General features: G+C 45.6%; 13 protein-coding genes. 8 read left to right on the forward strand and 5 right to left on the reverse strand.

Going from position 1 to position 17,177, the window contains the following annotated elements:
• Nucleotides 1-187 precede the first annotated feature (187 nt).
• From ilvC to FTV08_RS08495, 3 genes are all read right to left on the reverse strand, one after another.
• On the reverse strand, nucleotides 188-1,204 hold the full coding sequence (gene ilvC / locus FTV08_RS08485; protein WP_004278368.1) for a ketol-acid reductoisomerase: 1,017 nt from the start codon (nucleotides 1,202-1,204) through the stop codon (nucleotides 188-190).
• 106 nt (nucleotides 1,205-1,310) lie between these two features.
• Nucleotides 1,311-1,802, reverse strand: coding sequence for an acetolactate synthase small subunit (ilvN, locus tag FTV08_RS08490; protein ID WP_004278369.1), 492 nt, complete (start codon nucleotides 1,800-1,802; stop codon nucleotides 1,311-1,313).
• Nucleotides 1,799-3,526, reverse strand: a complete 1,728-nt coding sequence (locus tag FTV08_RS08495) for an acetolactate synthase 3 large subunit (RefSeq protein WP_180087092.1) — start codon at nucleotides 3,524-3,526, stop codon at nucleotides 1,799-1,801. Before FTV08_RS08495 ends, ilvN begins: the two co-directional genes overlap by 4 nt.
• Before the next feature lie 686 nt (nucleotides 3,527-4,212).
• Here FTV08_RS08495 and FTV08_RS08500 point away from each other — a divergent pair.
• From FTV08_RS08500 to FTV08_RS08530, 7 genes are all read left to right on the forward strand, one after another.
• On the forward strand, nucleotides 4,213-4,566 hold the full coding sequence (locus tag FTV08_RS08500; protein WP_180087093.1) for a DUF4124 domain-containing protein: 354 nt from the start codon (nucleotides 4,213-4,215) through the stop codon (nucleotides 4,564-4,566).
• 123 nt (nucleotides 4,567-4,689) lie between these two features.
• Entirely contained in the window at nucleotides 4,690-7,311 is a 2,622-nt protein-coding gene (gene leuS / locus FTV08_RS08505) for a leucine--tRNA ligase (protein ID WP_180087094.1), read from the forward strand.
• 207 nt (nucleotides 7,312-7,518) lie between these two features.
• Nucleotides 7,519-8,052, forward strand: coding sequence for a hypothetical protein (locus FTV08_RS08510; protein WP_005103222.1), 534 nt, complete (start codon nucleotides 7,519-7,521; stop codon nucleotides 8,050-8,052).
• Nucleotides 8,053-8,061: 9 nt separating this feature from the next.
• Nucleotides 8,062-9,048, forward strand: a complete 987-nt coding sequence (gene holA, locus FTV08_RS08515; protein ID WP_085064524.1) for a DNA polymerase III subunit delta — start codon at nucleotides 8,062-8,064, stop codon at nucleotides 9,046-9,048.
• Between the two features lie 124 nt (nucleotides 9,049-9,172).
• Nucleotides 9,173-10,534 carry a MacA family efflux pump subunit gene (locus tag FTV08_RS08520; protein ID WP_044109941.1) on the forward strand — a complete coding sequence of 454 codons (1,362 nt, stop codon included), beginning with the start codon at nucleotides 9,173-9,175 and terminating at the stop codon, nucleotides 10,532-10,534.
• 2 nt (nucleotides 10,535-10,536) lie between these two features.
• Nucleotides 10,537-12,513 (forward strand): MacB family efflux pump subunit, encoded by a 1,977-nt coding sequence (locus FTV08_RS08525; protein ID WP_005261816.1) that lies wholly within the window; start codon nucleotides 10,537-10,539, stop codon nucleotides 12,511-12,513.
• A gap of 10 nt (nucleotides 12,514-12,523) precedes the next feature.
• Nucleotides 12,524-13,942 (forward strand): efflux transporter outer membrane subunit, encoded by a 1,419-nt coding sequence (locus FTV08_RS08530; protein ID WP_180087095.1) that lies wholly within the window; start codon nucleotides 12,524-12,526, stop codon nucleotides 13,940-13,942.
• Nucleotides 13,943-14,010: 68 nt separating this feature from the next.
• Here FTV08_RS08530 and FTV08_RS08535 read toward each other — a convergent pair whose 3' ends face one another.
• Together FTV08_RS08535 and FTV08_RS08540 are read right to left on the reverse strand one after the other, a co-directional pair.
• On the reverse strand, nucleotides 14,011-15,846 hold the full coding sequence (locus FTV08_RS08535; protein ID WP_180087096.1) for a tetratricopeptide repeat protein: 1,836 nt from the start codon (nucleotides 15,844-15,846) through the stop codon (nucleotides 14,011-14,013).
• A 98-nt stretch (nucleotides 15,847-15,944) separates the two neighbouring features.
• On the reverse strand, nucleotides 15,945-16,715 hold the full coding sequence (locus tag FTV08_RS08540) for a ThiF family adenylyltransferase (protein ID WP_180087097.1): 771 nt from the start codon (nucleotides 16,713-16,715) through the stop codon (nucleotides 15,945-15,947).
• A gap of 182 nt (nucleotides 16,716-16,897) precedes the next feature.
• On the opposite strand from FTV08_RS08540, the gene FTV08_RS08545 reads away from it, so the two are divergent.
• On the forward strand, nucleotides 16,898-17,143 hold the full coding sequence (locus FTV08_RS08545; RefSeq protein WP_005107898.1) for a hypothetical protein: 246 nt from the start codon (nucleotides 16,898-16,900) through the stop codon (nucleotides 17,141-17,143).
• Nucleotides 17,144-17,177: the final 34 nt, after the last annotated feature.

Here is a 17,177-nt window from a genome sequence, read left to right on the forward strand (position 1 = left end):
TGCTTTCCCCATTTTTTAAGGCACGTAAACATAGAAATAAAAACCCACTCAAATTAAGTGGGTTTTCGCATTCAAATCAATTGATTCGAGAAATTAGTTTTTCTCTTTATCTACGATTTTGTTTGCTTGGATCCAAGGTACGAAAAAAGAGGCAAGCGCTGCTTTCCTCTTTTTAAGGCACGAAACCTTAGTTCTTTTCTTTATCTACAATTTTGTTCGCTTGAATCCAAGGCATCATCGCACGTAACTTGTTACCAGTAACTTCGATACCATGAGCAGCATTTTGACGACGACGAGCAGTCATAGATGGGTAGTTCAACGCACCTTCTTGAATAAACATCTTCGCGTATTCGCCAGATTGAATACGTTTAAGCGCATTACGCATTGCTTCACGAGACTGTTCGTTGATTACTTCAGTACCCGTTACATATTCGCCGTATTCAGCGTTGTTTGACACTGAGTAGTTCATGTCCGCGATACCGCCTTCGAACATCAAGTCAACGATCAATTTAAGTTCGTGTAGACATTCGAAGTACGCCATTTCTGGAGCATAACCCGCTTCAACAAGAGTTTCGAAGCCCATTTTAACCAATTCAACAGCACCACCACAAAGAACTGCTTGCTCACCGAAAAGGTCAGTTTCAGTTTCTTCACGGAATGAAGTTTCGATGATACCTGTACGGCCGCCACCTACGCCTGAAGCGTAAGAAAGAGCAACGTTACGCGCATTACCAGAAGCATCTTGGTGAATCGCGATAAGGTCAGGAACACCTGAACCACGTTGGTATTCAGAACGTACGGTGTGACCAGGAGCTTTAGGTGCAACCATGATTACGTCTAAGTCAGCACGTGGAACAACTTGGTTATAAAGAATCGAGAAACCATGAGCAAATGCTAAAGTAGCGCCTTGCTTGATGTTTGGCTCAATTACGTCACGGTAAAGTTGAGATTGGAACTCATCTGGAGTCAAAATCATCACTACGTCAGCTTGTGCTACAGCAGCAGGAACTTCAGCAACTTTAAGACCTGAATTTTCAGCTTTCTTCCAAGAAGCAGAGTTCGCACGTAAACCTACAGTTACGTCAACACCAGAATCTTTCAGGTTAAGCGCATGCGCGTGGCCTTGTGAACCGTAACCAATGATCGCTACTTTCTTAGATTGGATGATAGATAAGTCACAGTCTTTATCGTAAAAAATTTGCATTGCTGTCTCCGCTTAAATGCTTGTTTGTCCGTTAAATCAGGCAATGACCCTTAAATTTACATTGCCTGATACCCTCTTCTTGTTCAGATGAGGAAATATTTAAAATTTAGATGGTGAGTACTTTTTCGCCGCGTGCGATACCAGATACACCTGAACGAACCACTTCTAAAATCGTGTGTTCTGCAAGTGCATCAATAAATGCATCCACTTTTTCAGTTGTACCCGCGATTTGAATGGTATAGGTCGTTGGTGTTACATCGACAATCTGACCACGGAAAATATCCGCAGTACGTTTGATTTCGTCACGCGATGAACCCAATGCTTTGACTTTGATCAGCATCAATTCACGCTCAATATGCGCACCTTCAGACAGGTCAACCACTTTCACCACTTCAACCAGCTTGTTAAGCTGTTTAGTAATTTGCTCAATCTTGTGATCATCACCATAAGTGGTCAACGTCAAACGTGAAAGCGTTGGATCTTCAGTCGGGGCAACATTCAATGTTTCGATGTTGTAGCCACGCTGTGAGAACAAACCCACTAAACGGGAAAGCGCGCCTGATTCATTTTCTACGAGTACAGAGATAATATGTCTCATTTCGTGCGCTCCCCTTTAGCCAACCACATATCCTGCATCGACTGACCCGCAATCAACATCGGATAAACGTGCTCGGTACGATCTACCATCACGTTAATAAATACACACTTGTCGTTAATCGCCATTGCTTCTGCAAGCTTAGACTCTAGTTCATCGGCATGATTAATCTGAATACCGACATGACCATAGGCTTCCATCAGTTTGGCAAAATCAGGCAATGAATCTACATAAGAACTTGAATGACGTCCTTCATAGTTCATATCTTGCCACTGCTTCACCATCCCTAAAGACTGGTTATTCAGGCACAGGATTTTGACGTTCAGGCCATATTGCTTACAGGTCGACAGTTCCTGGATACACATCTGAATCGATGCTTCACCGGTGATACACACCACTTGCTGTTCCGGGTATGCAAGCTTCGCAGCCATTGCATACGGCAAGCCTACACCCATGGTGCCTAGACCACCTGAGTTGATCCATTGACGTGGACGTTTGTATTTGTAATACATCGCACCAAACATCTGATGCTGACCGACATCAGAAGTAATGATCGCTTCGCCATTGGTCACTTTATCCAATGCCTGAACCACTTGTTGTGGCTTCATCACGCCATCAACACCCGCTTCAAAACGACCGCCATGAACCTTGCGCCATTCATTGATCTGTTTCCACCATGCCGCAATCGCTTCAGGATTTGGCTTAGAAACATTAAGCTGTTTCAACTGGTTCAACATCTCATTCAGTACAGGCTCTACAGCACCGACAATTGGAATGTGCGCCATAATGGTTTTTGAGATTGTCGCTGGGTCGATATCAATATGAATCACTTTGGCATTCGGACAGAATTTCGCAGGGTTATTGGTCACACGGTCATCAAAACGCGCACCCACACACAGAATTACATCTGCATTATGCATGGTCATGTTGGCTTCGTAAGTACCGTGCATACCCAACATACCGATGAACTGTTCATCATCACCCGGGAATGCGCCAAGCCCCATTAAGGTATTGGTCACTGGATAACCCAATAAATGCGCCAGTTCTGTCAATTGTGCTGAAGCATTGCCTTGAACCACACCACCGCCTGAGTAAATAACTGGGCGTTTAGCATGGATCAGTTCTTCAATCGCTTTACGAATTTGACCTGAGTGACCACGGAATGGTGGCTGATACGAACGCATCTTCACTTTTTCTGGGTATTCGTAAGCAAATTTCTCTGCAGGATTGGTCGCATCCTTTGGAATATCAATCACTACAGGACCTGGACGACCTGAAGACGCAATATAGAAGGCTTTCTTGATAATCACAGGAATTTCGCTGGCATGACGCACCTGGAAGCTATGTTTCACGATAGGACGTGAAATACCGACCATATCGGTTTCCTGAAATGCATCTTCACCAATCAGATGACTCGCAACCTGACCTGACAAAATCACCATCGGGATTGAGTCCATATAGGCCGTTGCAATTGGGGTCACCGTATTGGTTGCGCCCGGACCTGAGGTCACCAGCACAACACCGGTCTTGCCTGTCACGCGTGAGTAAGCATCGGCCATGTGACCGGCAGCCTGTTCGTGACGTACGAGATAATGATTGATTCTGTCTTGTTGAAATAGCGCATCATAAATATGAAGAACTGCGCCGCCTGGGTATCCAAAAACATGTTCAACGCCTTCGTCCGCTAATGCGCGAACAAGCATTTCACCACCAGATAGAAGTTCCAACGTGATTCACCCTAATATTATTCACTGCACAAATGGGAGGCATTTGCAGTGTTTCATTTGTTAACTGTCTGCACTGTTATAGCACACAAATTCATAGTTTTCATAGCAATAGGAAAAAAATCTGATCTCTTCGCTGTTCGAGCAATACGGGATCTAAAACATGTTGGGATAAACATATTTTGCTTAGCTTTGTTCAATTTCTCGGCTAGAAAAATCGCCCACTGCATGAAATGACACTTAGTCGAAGGGTGATCGATCTAAGGCATATAAAACTATTGCAGCATTCTTGTGTTTTCAGGCTTTAAAGTCAAGTTTAAAAAACAGACAATCCATACTTACTAGTGCCTAGATCTGCTGTTTTTAACAGCAATATCAGCTCATAGCCATGCATTGACTGTCTTGTATATTCATCTAATCCAATAAAATTCATAGAGTTAATGGTTTAATTTTATAAATTTTTAATATGTCTTATATAAAAAAAATGAATGAATTTTTATTAAATGAAAGGAAATTGTTTATCAATAAATTTTGTATACGAAGATTTGTCTCTGATTTCTTATACGCTAGATTGAGCTTATTTAAGCAGTTAGCTTTGAATAAAGCAGATAAAAATCCATCATTTTTACTGAAAATATCACTACAATAATTGCAGTATTCCATGCCTAGCAAGCCGAGGCCCAAGAACAATGAAAATATCTTTTTTAACCGCCTTCAGTTTGAGTTGCGCAGTTGTTTTGAGCATCTGTAGCACCAGCGCTTCCGCGATCCAGTATCATAAATGGGTCGATGCGAAAGGTGTCACGCATTATACCAAGACGCCACCACCAAAATCTGCGAAAAAAACCACCACAGTGGATACTTATGGCTGGAAAAATTCAGCACCGGCATCTCCAAGAACAGCTGAAACTGAAGTTCAAACCGAGAACACACCTCAAGAACAACAGCAACAAGCCCCTCAAGTTCCTGCGAATCAGGACCAGCAACAACGTGAAGCCAACGAAGCCTTGCAGCAATCTAAAAATCGTGCAGTTGCTTTATAAGACACCTCTATATAGAACAGCGTGTTTTTTCTTCGGGAAATGCCGGCGCAAAATTCACTTTTAGGTGCATTTTGCGCTATGCTGTGCAACAGACTTTTTTCACCGTAATTCACTGATACGTTTATGACTACTCACATTGATTCCGAATATCAAGCCAGTGCGATTGAGCCTCAAGTCCAACAGGATTGGGAATATCGCAAAGCCTTTAAAGTTGCCGACAAAGTAGAAGGTCCACGTCGTTATATTCTCTCGATGTTCCCTTACCCAAGTGGCAAGCTACATATGGGTCATGTGCGTAACTATACGATTGGTGACGTGATCAGCCGTTTCCATCGCTTAAAAGGTGAAACTGTCCTGCAACCGATGGGTTGGGATGCTTTCGGTCTGCCTGCTGAAAACGCAGCGATTGCACACCAGGTTGCACCGGCAAAATGGACATTTGAAAATATTGCTTACATGCGTGACCAGTTGAAAAAACTCGGTCTAGCCGTAGATTGGGATCGTGAATTTGCGACCTGTACCCCTGAATACTATCGTTGGGAACAATGGCTATTTGTTCAGCTTTATAAAAAAGGCTTGATCTACCGTAAGCTTTCAACCGTGAATTGGGATCCGGTCGATCAGACTGTTCTTGCCAACGAACAGGTTGAAAATGGTCGTGGCTGGCGTTCAGGTGCATTGGTAGAAAAGCGTGATATTCCAATGTACTACTTCCGCATCACTGATTATGCGCAAGAGTTACTTGACGATTTAGACACGCTTAAAGATGGCTGGCCACAACAAGTGTTGACCATGCAGCGTAACTGGATTGGCCGCTCACAAGGGATGGACATCACTTTCCCTTCAGCAAATCCTGACGTGTATGCAGATGGTTTAACGGTATTTACTACCCGTGCCGATACCTTGATGGGCGTAACGTATGTTGCAGTTGCAGCAGAACACCCGATGGCGCTGAAAGCGGCTGAAACAAACCCAGAATTGGCTGCATTCATTGAAGAATGCCGTATGGGTTCTGTGGCAGAAGCGGATCTTGCGACTGCCGAGAAGAAAGGCATGGCAACCGGTCTTTCTGTGAAGCATCCTGTGACTGGCGAAGAAGTTCCGGTTTGGATCGCCAACTATGTATTGATGTCTTATGGTTCAGGTGCAGTGATGGCAGTTCCATCACACGATGAACGTGACTTCGAATTTGCCAATAAATATGGCTTGACCATCAAGCAAGTGATTGATGCTAAAGACGCAGATGATGCTGACTTTGATGCGACTCAATGGCAAGAATGGTATGGCTCGAAAGAAGGTAAACTGGTCAATTCAGCCGAATTTGACGGTCTAGATTTCCAAGGTGCATACGATGCATTCCTTGCTAAATTAGAACCAACAGGCCTAGCAAGTTCTAAAGTTCAATTCCGTCTACGTGACTGGGGGGTTTCCCGTCAGCGTTATTGGGGTTGTCCAATTCCAATGATTAACTGTCCATCATGTGGTCAAGTGCCAGTACCTGAAGAGCAGCTTCCTGTGGTTCTTCCGACTGACGTTGTTCCAGATGGTTCAGGTAACCCACTGAACAAAATGCCTGAGTTCTATGAAACGACTTGTCCAAGCTGTGGTGGCGACGCACGTCGTGAAACAGATACGCTTGATACATTCGTAGAATCGTCTTGGTACTATGCACGTTATGCATCTCCAGACTTTACGGGTGGCATGGTGAAACCTGAAGCAGGTCAAACCTGGCTTCCTGTCAACCAATACATCGGTGGTGTTGAACACGCGATTCTGCACTTACTTTATGCACGCTTCTTCCACAAATTGATGCGTGATGAAGGCGTGGTACAAGGCAATGAACCATTTACTAACTTGTTAACGCAAGGGATGGTGCTAGCAGATACCTTCTATCGTGAAGCAGACTCAGGTAAGAAAACCTGGTTTAATCCGGCAGATATCGAGCTTGAAAAAGACGAAAAAGGCCGTGTGCTTTCTGCCAAATATAAAGAAGATGGCCAAGACGTTATCGTTGGTGGTCAGGAAAAAATGTCGAAATCGAAAAATAACGGTATCGACCCGCAATCGATTATTGACCAGTACGGCGCAGATACGGCACGTGTGTTCATGATGTTCGCGGCTCCACCTGATCAATCACTTGAATGGTCTGATGCCGGTGTTGAGGGTGCAAACCGCTTCCTGAAACGTGTATGGCGTTTAGCAACAGGCTTCCTTGAAAAAGGTAACGGTGCATCAAACATCGACAAAGCGGCACTGTCTACGGCTGCACAAGACTTGCGTCGTAAGACACACGAAACCATCCAAAAAGTCGGTGATGATATTGAACGTCGTCATGCATTTAACACTGCCATTGCTGCATTGATGGAACTTTTAAATGCTAACAACAAATTTGAAGCTCAAGATGACAATGACGTTGCTGTCGCACGTGAATCGATTACCACGCTGTTAACTTTACTTGCACCATTTGCACCGCATTTAAGCCAGACTTTATTGGCTGAATTTGGGATTGAATTGAATTCAACTTTATTCCCTGCGGTAGATGAATCTGCGCTGACACGTAATACGCAAACCATCGTGGTTCAAGTCAACGGTAAGCTTCGTGGCAAGTTAGAAGTATCTGTAGATGCCTCTAAAGATGACATCTTGGCTCAAGCCAAAGCATTGCCTGAAGTTCAGCAATTCTTGACGGGTCCAACCAAGAAAGAAATTGTGGTACCGAATAAATTAGTGAATTTGGTGGTTTAAATCCTTAAGTTCCCTCTCCTCTCAGGAGAGGGCTAGGGAGAGGTAAATATATAACCCCTCATCCTAACCTTCTCCCAGAGGGAGAAGGAACTTTCTGAAGGATTTCACAATTCCCAAACAAAGCCCGTTGCCAGCCAACGGGCTTTGACTTTACAATCCAGTTCAGGATTTCAAATATTCCCCTTCGGGAAGCATAGAGGGCAACACATGCATTTGGGCAAACATTTAGCAGCAATTGTTTTAACTTGTGGTCTGAGTGCAGGCTTAGTCGGCTGTGGCTTTCATCTGAAAGGAACCAATCCGAGCTCCGCCCCTGTTGCTTACTCTGTCATGAGCCTGTCTTTACCGCCCAATACTGAAGAACTGCAAGAGAAACTGGCAGTTTACCTCGGTGCTGCAGGCGTACAGCTGAGTAATGCACCCAATGCTTATGTGTTACGTGTCCTGGATTACACCCCTCGCCGTCTGGAACTGAACGGTAAACTAGTTGAAACCTTGTTACGTTTAAACGTGACTTTCCGGATTGAAGATGCACAAGGCAATCCGATCACTGAACCACGCACTGTCGTGGCAACACGTACGTATCAATATGATATTGAAACGGTCAACACCGATGACCAGGAACAAAAATATCTGAATCAGGTCATTATTGATGATGTGGCGCAGCAGATTGCACGTCAGATTTCATCGAACCGCTTACCCTTAGCCAAACAAAATACCTCAGCGCAACCTGCTCAATAAGACCTCTTTATGAAACTTGATTATCTACAAGCCCTGAAACGTGTCGATGAAGCTCGCGGTGCTTGGGTCTTGCATGGTCAAGAGCCTTTGCTGGAACAGAATTTAATTGATGCCTTTCGGGCCAGCTGGCAAAAGCAGGACATCGAACGTCAACGCTATGACATTAGTTCGGTCGCCGACTGGAAAACCGTCTTTAATGCCTTGAACAGCTTGTCGCTGTTTTCAACCCAGTTGGCGATTGAAGTACATGGCAATATCAAACCGGATGCCAGCGCAATCAAGTTACTGAAAAACTATTTGCAGCATAATGAACAAAACCTGCTGTTGGTGGTGATGCCCAAACAGGATAGTAATAGCCTGAAATCCAGTTTCTTTCAGCTGATTGATGCCAATGGTGTGAATGTTTCGCTGGTGGCCAATTATCCAAAAGACCGGCAGCAGATTCTGGGTATTGAAGCTGAAAAACTCGGCATTCGTTTAGCCAATGATGCCTGGCAATGGCTGGAACAACATCATGAGCACAACCTGCTTGCAGCAAAGAACAGCCTGATGCGGGTTAGCGATACCTTTGCTGAAGTCGATATCATTCAGGTTGATCATTTATATGCATGTTTACAAGATCAGTCACGTTATAGCACCTATGATTTGAGCGATGCCCTGCTACAAGGTAATCTTTCCCAGTCGATCAAAATTTTTCAGTATCTAGTCGTTTCAGGTGAACCGATGAGCCTGATTTTATGGAGTCTCAGCAAGGAAATGCGTCTGTTGATGCAGCTGTTTGAACAACCGCAAAATGCCTTGCAAATCGGGATCTGGAAAACCAAAGTCGGGTTATATCAACAAGCCTTGCGCCGTCTCAGCCCACAGACTTTTCTGGCCTGGCCGCGGTTATTATTAAGAATTGATGCCTCAATTAAAGGACTCGGACATGAAAATCCGGAGCATTTGGTACTACAGGCGATTTCCAGTATCTGTGGCAAGCCCCTATTTCACTAAGTCTTTGTCAAAATTCGAAAAATAAAATAATAATCATTCCCATTAGTTTAAAAAAATACACGATTTATCCTAATTTCGCTTTTATAATCGTTCACAATTCTCTGATTTTGAACCGATATTGATCATGCCAAAAATAAAACCGACGAAATTGATTATGGCCGCCGTGATTGCCATTGCGCTCATCGCTGCGGGGTGGTACTTCCTCAAACCCAAAGAACAGCCTCCGCAATATATTACGGCTGAAGTCACCCAAGGCGATATCGAAAGCTCTGTACTGGCGACTGGTATTCTGGAAGCGACCAAGATGGTCAGCGTGGGGGCGCAGGTTTCGGGTCAGGTCAGAAAAATGTATGTAGAACTGGGCGATCAGGTCAAGCAAGGTCAGCTGATTGCGCGGATTGACTCCGTTCGTCAGGAAAATGATTTAAAAACCGCTGAAGCCAGCATTAAAAATCAGATGGCACAACTTGCAGTAAGACAGGCGAATTTGGCCAAAGTTGAAGCTGAATACAACCGTCAGAAAGCCATGTATGCACAGGATGCCACTTCTCGCTCAGAGCTGGAATCGGCATTTGCGAACTATAAAACGGCGCAAGCGGATATCACCGCTATCAATGCACAGATTGAACAGTCGCGTTTGACGCTGGCGACTGCCAAAGAAGATCTTGGCTATACCCAGATTGTAGCCCCGATGGATGGCACGATTGTGGCGATTGTGACTGAAGAAGGTCAAACCGTGAATGCCAACCAGAGTGCGCCGACCATTGTTAAACTGGCCAAACTCGACACCATGACCATTAAAGCTGAAATTTCTGAAGCGGATGTCATGAAAGTTGAAGAAGGTCAGACGGTTTATTTCACTACGTTAGGCAATAACGAGAAAAAGATTTACGCCAAACTGCGTCAGGTTGAGCCTGCACCCAATTCAATTAATACCGATGGCAATACCTCAAGCTCATCGTCAAGTTCTGCGGTGTATTACAACGCATTGTTCGATGTCCCGAATGAAGATGGAAAATTGCGTATTGATATGACTGCGCAAGTTTATATCGTACTGGATGAAGCTAAAAATGTGCTGACCATTCCTGCTGCGGCCATTCAAGGTTCAAACCGTCCTCCACGTGCCAATCGTGGTGAAGCGCGTGGTGAGGGTTCTCTCGGTGAAGGCGGCTCGGCATCACGTCCTGAAGGCGATTCGGCTCAAGGTAACCGCCCTGCCGGTGAACGTCCAGCGCGTCTAAACCTGTCTGAAGCAGAACTTGCGCTGATTGAGCAAGGTAAAGCACAGCGTGGCGTGGTTCGTGTCTTGCAAGCCGATGGTACTGCGAAACCAACCCCTGTATTAATCGGCTTGAATAACCGTGCCACTGCGCAAGTGCTGAAAGGTTTAAAACGTGGTGATCAGGTGGTGATTGCCGATGGTTCTGATACCTCCAATGATGCGGCAAAACGCGGTGGCAATAGCCGTGGCCCAATGAGAATGTAAGCATGAATTCACAACAACAGCCTCTCCTCGAGGTGAAAAATCTGGTTCGTGAATTCCCTACGGGTGAAAGTACGGTCCAGATTTTAAAAGGGGTGAATCTGGAGATTTATCCGGGTGAACTGGTAGCGATTGTCGGCCAGTCCGGTTCCGGTAAATCGACCCTGATGAACATTCTGGGTTGTCTGGACAAACCAACTACCGGTAGCTATAAGGTTAAAGGCCGTGAAACCCGCGAACTGGAAGCGGATGAACTGGCGCAATTACGCCGTGAATATTTCGGCTTTATTTTCCAGCGTTATCATTTATTGGGTGATTTAAACGCAGCAGGCAATGTCGAAGTCCCTGCGATTTATGCCGGTGCGGATTCATCTGAACGGCATGCGCGAGCCGTCAAGATTCTGACTGATCTCGGTCTGGGTGAAAAAACCCAGAACCGTCCGAGCCAGCTCTCTGGTGGTCAGCAGCAACGGGTTTCGATTGCCCGTGCGCTAATGAATGGCGGTGACGTGATTCTGGCCGATGAACCGACAGGTGCATTGGACAAGAACAGCGGTATTGAAGTGATGCGTATTTTGCGTGAACTGAATGCCAAAGGTCATACCATCATTCTGGTCACGCATGATCATAATGTAGCGAAAAATGCGACCCGGATTATCGAGATCTCGGACGGCAATATTATTTCTGATCAGCCCAATGTTCCTGAAGTCGAAGAGCATCTGGAAAAACAGCCGCTAATCCGCAGTGAACAAAAGAAGATTTCTTCATGGCGTTCTGCAGTTGACCGTCTCGGTGAAGCTTTCCGTATGGCCTTGCTGGCCATGAATGCACATCGCATGCGGACTTTCTTGACCATGCTCGGAATCATTATCGGTATTGCTTCGGTGGTCTCGGTGGTGGCACTCGGTAATGGCTCACAAAAGCAGATTCTGGAAAATATCAGCAGTCTGGGGACCAATACCATTACCGTATTTCAGGGTCGAGGCTTTGGGGATAACTCCAGATCTTCACAGTCCAAAACCCTGATTCCGGCCGATGCCGATGCGCTGGCTGAACAACCGTATGTCGATGGCGTTAGCCCATCGGTGAATAGCAGTGTCACCGGCCGTTATAAAGAAATCGAAGCTTCAACCACGGTCAACGGCGTCAGTGAAGATTTCTTCTACGTGCGTGGCATGACCTTCCAGTCCGGTCAGCCTTTTGACCGCAGTAGTGTCATGCAACAGGCGCAAGATGTCGTCATTGACACCAATACCAAAAATACCTTCTTTAAGGATGGCACCAATCCGGTGGGTCAGGTGATTTTACTCGGGAGCGTACCGAGCCGGATTATCGGGGTGATTGACGCGCAAAAAGGCATGATGGGCAATAATGACAGCCTGAATGTCTATCTGCCGTATTCCACCGTGATGAGCCGTATGCTGGGTCAATCCAATGTTCGCAGCATCATTGTGCGGATTAAGGATGAATACCCAAGTGCGGCGGCTGAAAATGCAATTTTAAACCTGCTGGTACAGCGACATGGCGCGCAGGATGTGTTTACCCAGAATGCCGACAGTATTCGTGAAACCATTCAGCAAACCACGGCGACCATGACTCTGCTGATTTCAGCAATTGCGGTAATTTCACTGGTGGTCGGCGGGATTGGCGTAATGAATATCATGCTGGTATCGGTAACCGAACGTACTCAGGAAATTGGTGTGCGTATGGCGGTGGGTGCCCGTCAAAGTGATATTTTGCAGCAATTCCTGATTGAAGCCGTTCTGGTCTGTATCTTGGGTGGTATTTTGGGTGTGCTGCTTTCCCTCGGGATTGGCCAATTAATTACCCATTTTGCCGGCGGTACTTTCCAGATGGCGTATTCAACCACTTCGATTGTAGCGGCCTTTGTCTGCTCAAGCCTGATCGGGATTGTGTTTGGCTTTATCCCGGCACGTAACGCTGCTCGTCTGAATCCAGTCGATGCGCTCTCTCGCGAATAAGGAATCTGATATGCAAATGAATTTAACCAAGCTTGCCAGTGCCCTGTTGCTGGGAAGCTCGCTGGTCGGTTGTGCCGCAGTGGTGAAAACCCCCTATGAACAGCCTGCGATCAATATGCCGGGTAGCTTTCAAAACAATAAGGTGCTTAGTCAGCAGATTCATGCCGATATTTTGGCAGATCAATGGTGGACTTTATTTAAAGATCTGCAATTAAATAATTTGGTGAATGAAGTATTGGCGCAGAATACCGATCTGGCAGTGGCCGGCATCAGTTTACAACAGGCCCGTATTCAAGCCAGACAAGCTCAAAGTCAGCAAGGCGTTCGCGTCGGTGATGCAAGAATTTCAACGGGCCATCGTTTTAGCCTAGATGGTGGCGGCGATTCTTCGACGGGTCTTTCACTGGGTTATCCGGACTTAAGCTATGAGCTGGACCTGTTTGGTAAACTAGCTAATCAGACTGAAGCGGCACGCTGGGAAGCACTGGCCTCTGAAGAAGACTTGCAGGCAACCGCACAAAGCCTGATTGGCACCACGGCACAATTGTACTGGCAACTGGCTTATCTGAATGAACGTTATAGTGTGGTACAGCAAAATCTGGCGACCGCGCAAAAAACCTATGATCTGGTGCGGGTGCAATATCGTGCCGGCGCAGTATCCGGTCTGGATTTAACCCAGGCGGAACAGGCAATTCAAAGTCAACAGGCGACTTTAAGCCAGATTGAACAGCAACGTGTGGAAACACGTACCGGACTCGCGGTATTGCTGCACATGCCGGTTCAACAGCTCGCGATTCAAGAGCCAAGCCGTTTACCGAATATTCAATTGCCAAGTATTCAGGCTGACTTACCGGCGAGTTTGTTGTCACGTCGCCCTGACCTTCGAGCCACTGAACTGCGCTTGCGTAAGGCACTAGCCAATAAAGATGCCAACAAAGCCAGCTACTATCCTTCCATTAGTTTGACCGGTAATCTGACCACCGGTATTGGCAGCAGTACTTCCCTCTCGAATGCCCTGAAAAATCCGGTTGCAACTTTAGGTGCTGGTCTGACTTTGCCTTTCCTGCAATGGAATGACATGAAACGTGATCTGCAAGTCAATGAGCTGGAATATGAAAAAGCCATTATCCAGTATCGCCAGACCATGTATGAAGCCTTTGCTGATGTGGAAAATGCCTTGTCGAATCGTACTGAGCTCACTAAGCAGGTGACTTTGCAGCAACGGAATGTTGAGCTGGCAGAAAGAACTGAACGCTTGACTGAAGTGCGTTATCGTAATGGTGCAGTAGCCTTGAAAAACCTGCTGGATGCACAGGAAACCACGCGCAATGCACGGCTGTCCTTGGTGCAAACCCGACAGAACCAATACAATGCCTATGTCACCTTGATGCAGGCATTGGGTGGTAGCCCGATTAAACAGTTGCCTTAACAAAGCTTAATCCATAAAAAAACCGCTGCCAAACAGCGGTTTTTTTAGTTCATATGATTTGAGTCAGTTTATTTCATTTGCAAATACGCATTCACATTTTTCAATAATTCAATTGATCGCTCATGTCCGAGCAAACTGCCTTTTTCCAGCCAGTCCCGTGCGATTCCGATATCACGCTCTACACTAATACCCTTGGTATATAAACGCCCAAGATGGCTATAAGCATCTGCATTCACCTGTGCTGCCGCCTGCTGATAATACTGCACGGCTTGCTCAATATTACTCTCAACACCTTGACCTTGCTCATAGGCTTCACCCAGAGCATTCAGTGCCACACCATTCTGCTGAGCGGCTGCTTTTTGCAGATAGCTCAAGCCTAAGGCAATATCCTGCGCAATCTGTTGACCTTTCAGATACTTTAAACCCAATTCCGCTTGTGCCGGGGCATGACCCAATTGTGCTGCCTGATGCAGATAGCGATTTGCCAACTCTGCATTATTGATAAACACAGAATAAATGCCTGACAGAGCTTGGTACAGGAACCATGCCGCCTCTTTCGAACCTTTCGCAACCGCCTGATTGAGGTACTGGACAGCTTTATCACGTGTCGGCAATGGATATTCAGCCAGACTATAAAACCGGCCGACGCTATAAATCAGATCCGCTTCAGACTGAGCTACAATCTGCCAATACTGTTGTGCCGCGTTCTGGATCATTTGTGTGGCTTTGCCCGTATCTTTAACTGTGCCTATACCGTTTAAATAACACAGCGCCAGCCCCATCCCTGCAGACACATCATCAGGACTAAGCTGATAGGCAGCCTGATATAACTCAAATGCTTTTTGCGGTTCATTGGCTACCAGGTGCTGCTCAAAATACAGCGCAGCAATCATGCATAATGTAGGCGCATGCTGACTGTTGGCCGCTTCCGACCAGTAACGAAATGCCATGGTTTCATTTTTATCAACATACCAGCCATGAAAATAAGCCAGTCCGATTAAGGTCTTGGCGTGTGCATCGGCGTGTTCTTTGGACTGCTGCAATAAATGCTGGAACACGCGCTGACGCTGGTCGGTATCGATACGACCTTGTAATACACCAGCATAATAGTCATACAGACCTTTCTGGTCACCGAGACTGATACAACGTTTAATAAATTGCAGCGATTGCGTCAGGTCTTGGGGCAGAATCTGGCCACGCGCATAAGAGTTCGCAATCTGCTGATTGGCAGCCAAATGATCTTGCTGTGCCGCCAGAAACAGATAATGAATTCCTTGCACTAAATCTTGGGTTGTTGAATCTGCCAGATAATACTGGGCCAGCTGATACTGCGAATTGGCATGACCCTGTCCGGCATTTTGAATGAATAATGCCAGACGCTGTTTTTCTGCAGTCATCTCGTTTTGAGGATGGTCTTCGGTAGAAGAAAGTTCAGTGATGCGGTACTGGGCATCCAGATTGCCACGTGCTACCGCATGTCGGTACCAGTACAGAGCTTTATCCGGGTCAGCCTGTTGATACGCCTCCCCTTCATGAATCTGCCCCAAATGATAGGCTGCTTCATCACTACCCAAGCGAAAGGCTTTGTCCAGGTAGCTGATGGCTTTTTCAGTATTTTGCTCATGCCCTAGACCTTGCAGATGCATTAGGCCCATACCTACATAGGCTTGTGGAATTTCCTGTTGCTGAGCCAGTCCTTGATAAATCTGATAGGCACGTTCATAATTCGGATGTTCCGGATCTGAACTCAAACGTGCTGCATGTTTCAGTTGAGCATCAATCTGCTCAATCCATAAATCATGTTGTACAGCCTTCGCCTGATCACGTTTCACCGGATCCGGACGTTTCCACATCCAGATCGCCAACGCCCCTATCCCCAAAATCAGTACCAGCAAGAACCACATAGCTGCTCCAAAACATTATTTTTGTTCTGCGAATGAATCCTTTCATTCTAAACGCCAGTTTAAAAAAAGCACATAGATTGTGCTTTTTATTTTTTAAATCAGGCTTTTGCTCTTTTACTATCGAGCTTTTTCAAACCTTCTGCCACAGCGACCATGGCAAAGCTTGAAGTTACCACCACGGCAGAACCATAACCACCGCAGCGCAAGCCGGCACTGGCGCAGACATCGGCACTGGAGAATGGATTATCGATGGAATAGACACAAGTAATGCCGAATTTTTCTTTGGGCTTTTTGCAGATGCCTTTAGCACGTAACTGGGCACGCAATTTGGCCAGCATCGGGTCCTGTTCGGTTTTAGATAAATCGGCGACCCGAATTTTCAGTGGATCCAGTTTGCCACCTGCCCCGCCCGATACAATTAAAGGAATCTTGTTAAAGCGACAATGTAGCATCAGGGCAAATTTGGCTTTGACATCATCGATGCAATCTAAAATCAGATCCGGTGTCGGAGCTAAAATTTCTTTGATATTCTCAGGCGTCAGATAATCATCAATTAGATTGATTTTAATCCGTGGATTAATTGCACGACACCGCTCGGCCATAACTTCAATTTTTTCATGACCCAAGGTGGTACTCATGGCAGGTAACTGGCGGTTGATATTTGATGCCGCCACCACATCCATATCGACCAAGGTCAGTTCGCCAATTCCGCTACGTGCCAGAGCTTCTACTGCCCATGAACCGACACCACCGATGCCAATCACCATCACATGACTTTTTTCATAATGGTTAAAGCTGTCTTCTCCATAAATTTTGGCAACACCAGCAAAACGGCGGTCATATTCATCATCTTGAAGCAGGTCAGTCATAGGTCATCTATAGCAATAAAAATACCGGATCATTTTAGCAAAATCCGCTTTTCTTTACCGCCACTAAATTTTTGATCGATTTAAATGACATTCAGATTGGATGAGAGCGACAACCGACTCGCGATTGATTAAAATATCAATAAATTAATTCTATGTCATTTGGCCAAAAGGAGTGGAATGTCATGCTATTTAACACCCTTTTGGGTTTGAACATTGTTTGTATCGGGCTTTATTTTTATGTTCTGATCAGCCAAAAGAACAAAAATTATTATCTCAGCATTCTCATTCGTTTAATGACTTTAGGATTATTTGGCTTAGTTATTTTCGATCGTTATGAAACACAGAATCATCTGATTGTGTTATTACTCTTGTGGGTAGGCTTTGAAAGCATGGAGCAGTTTTACACTAGAAAAAATCCAGTTCAGTAAAATAAAAAAAGAGGCTTTTGCCTCTTTTTCATCT

It is taken from the genome of Acinetobacter sp. YH12226 (genome assembly GCF_013417805.1).
Lineage (GTDB): Bacteria > Pseudomonadota > Gammaproteobacteria > Pseudomonadales > Moraxellaceae > Acinetobacter.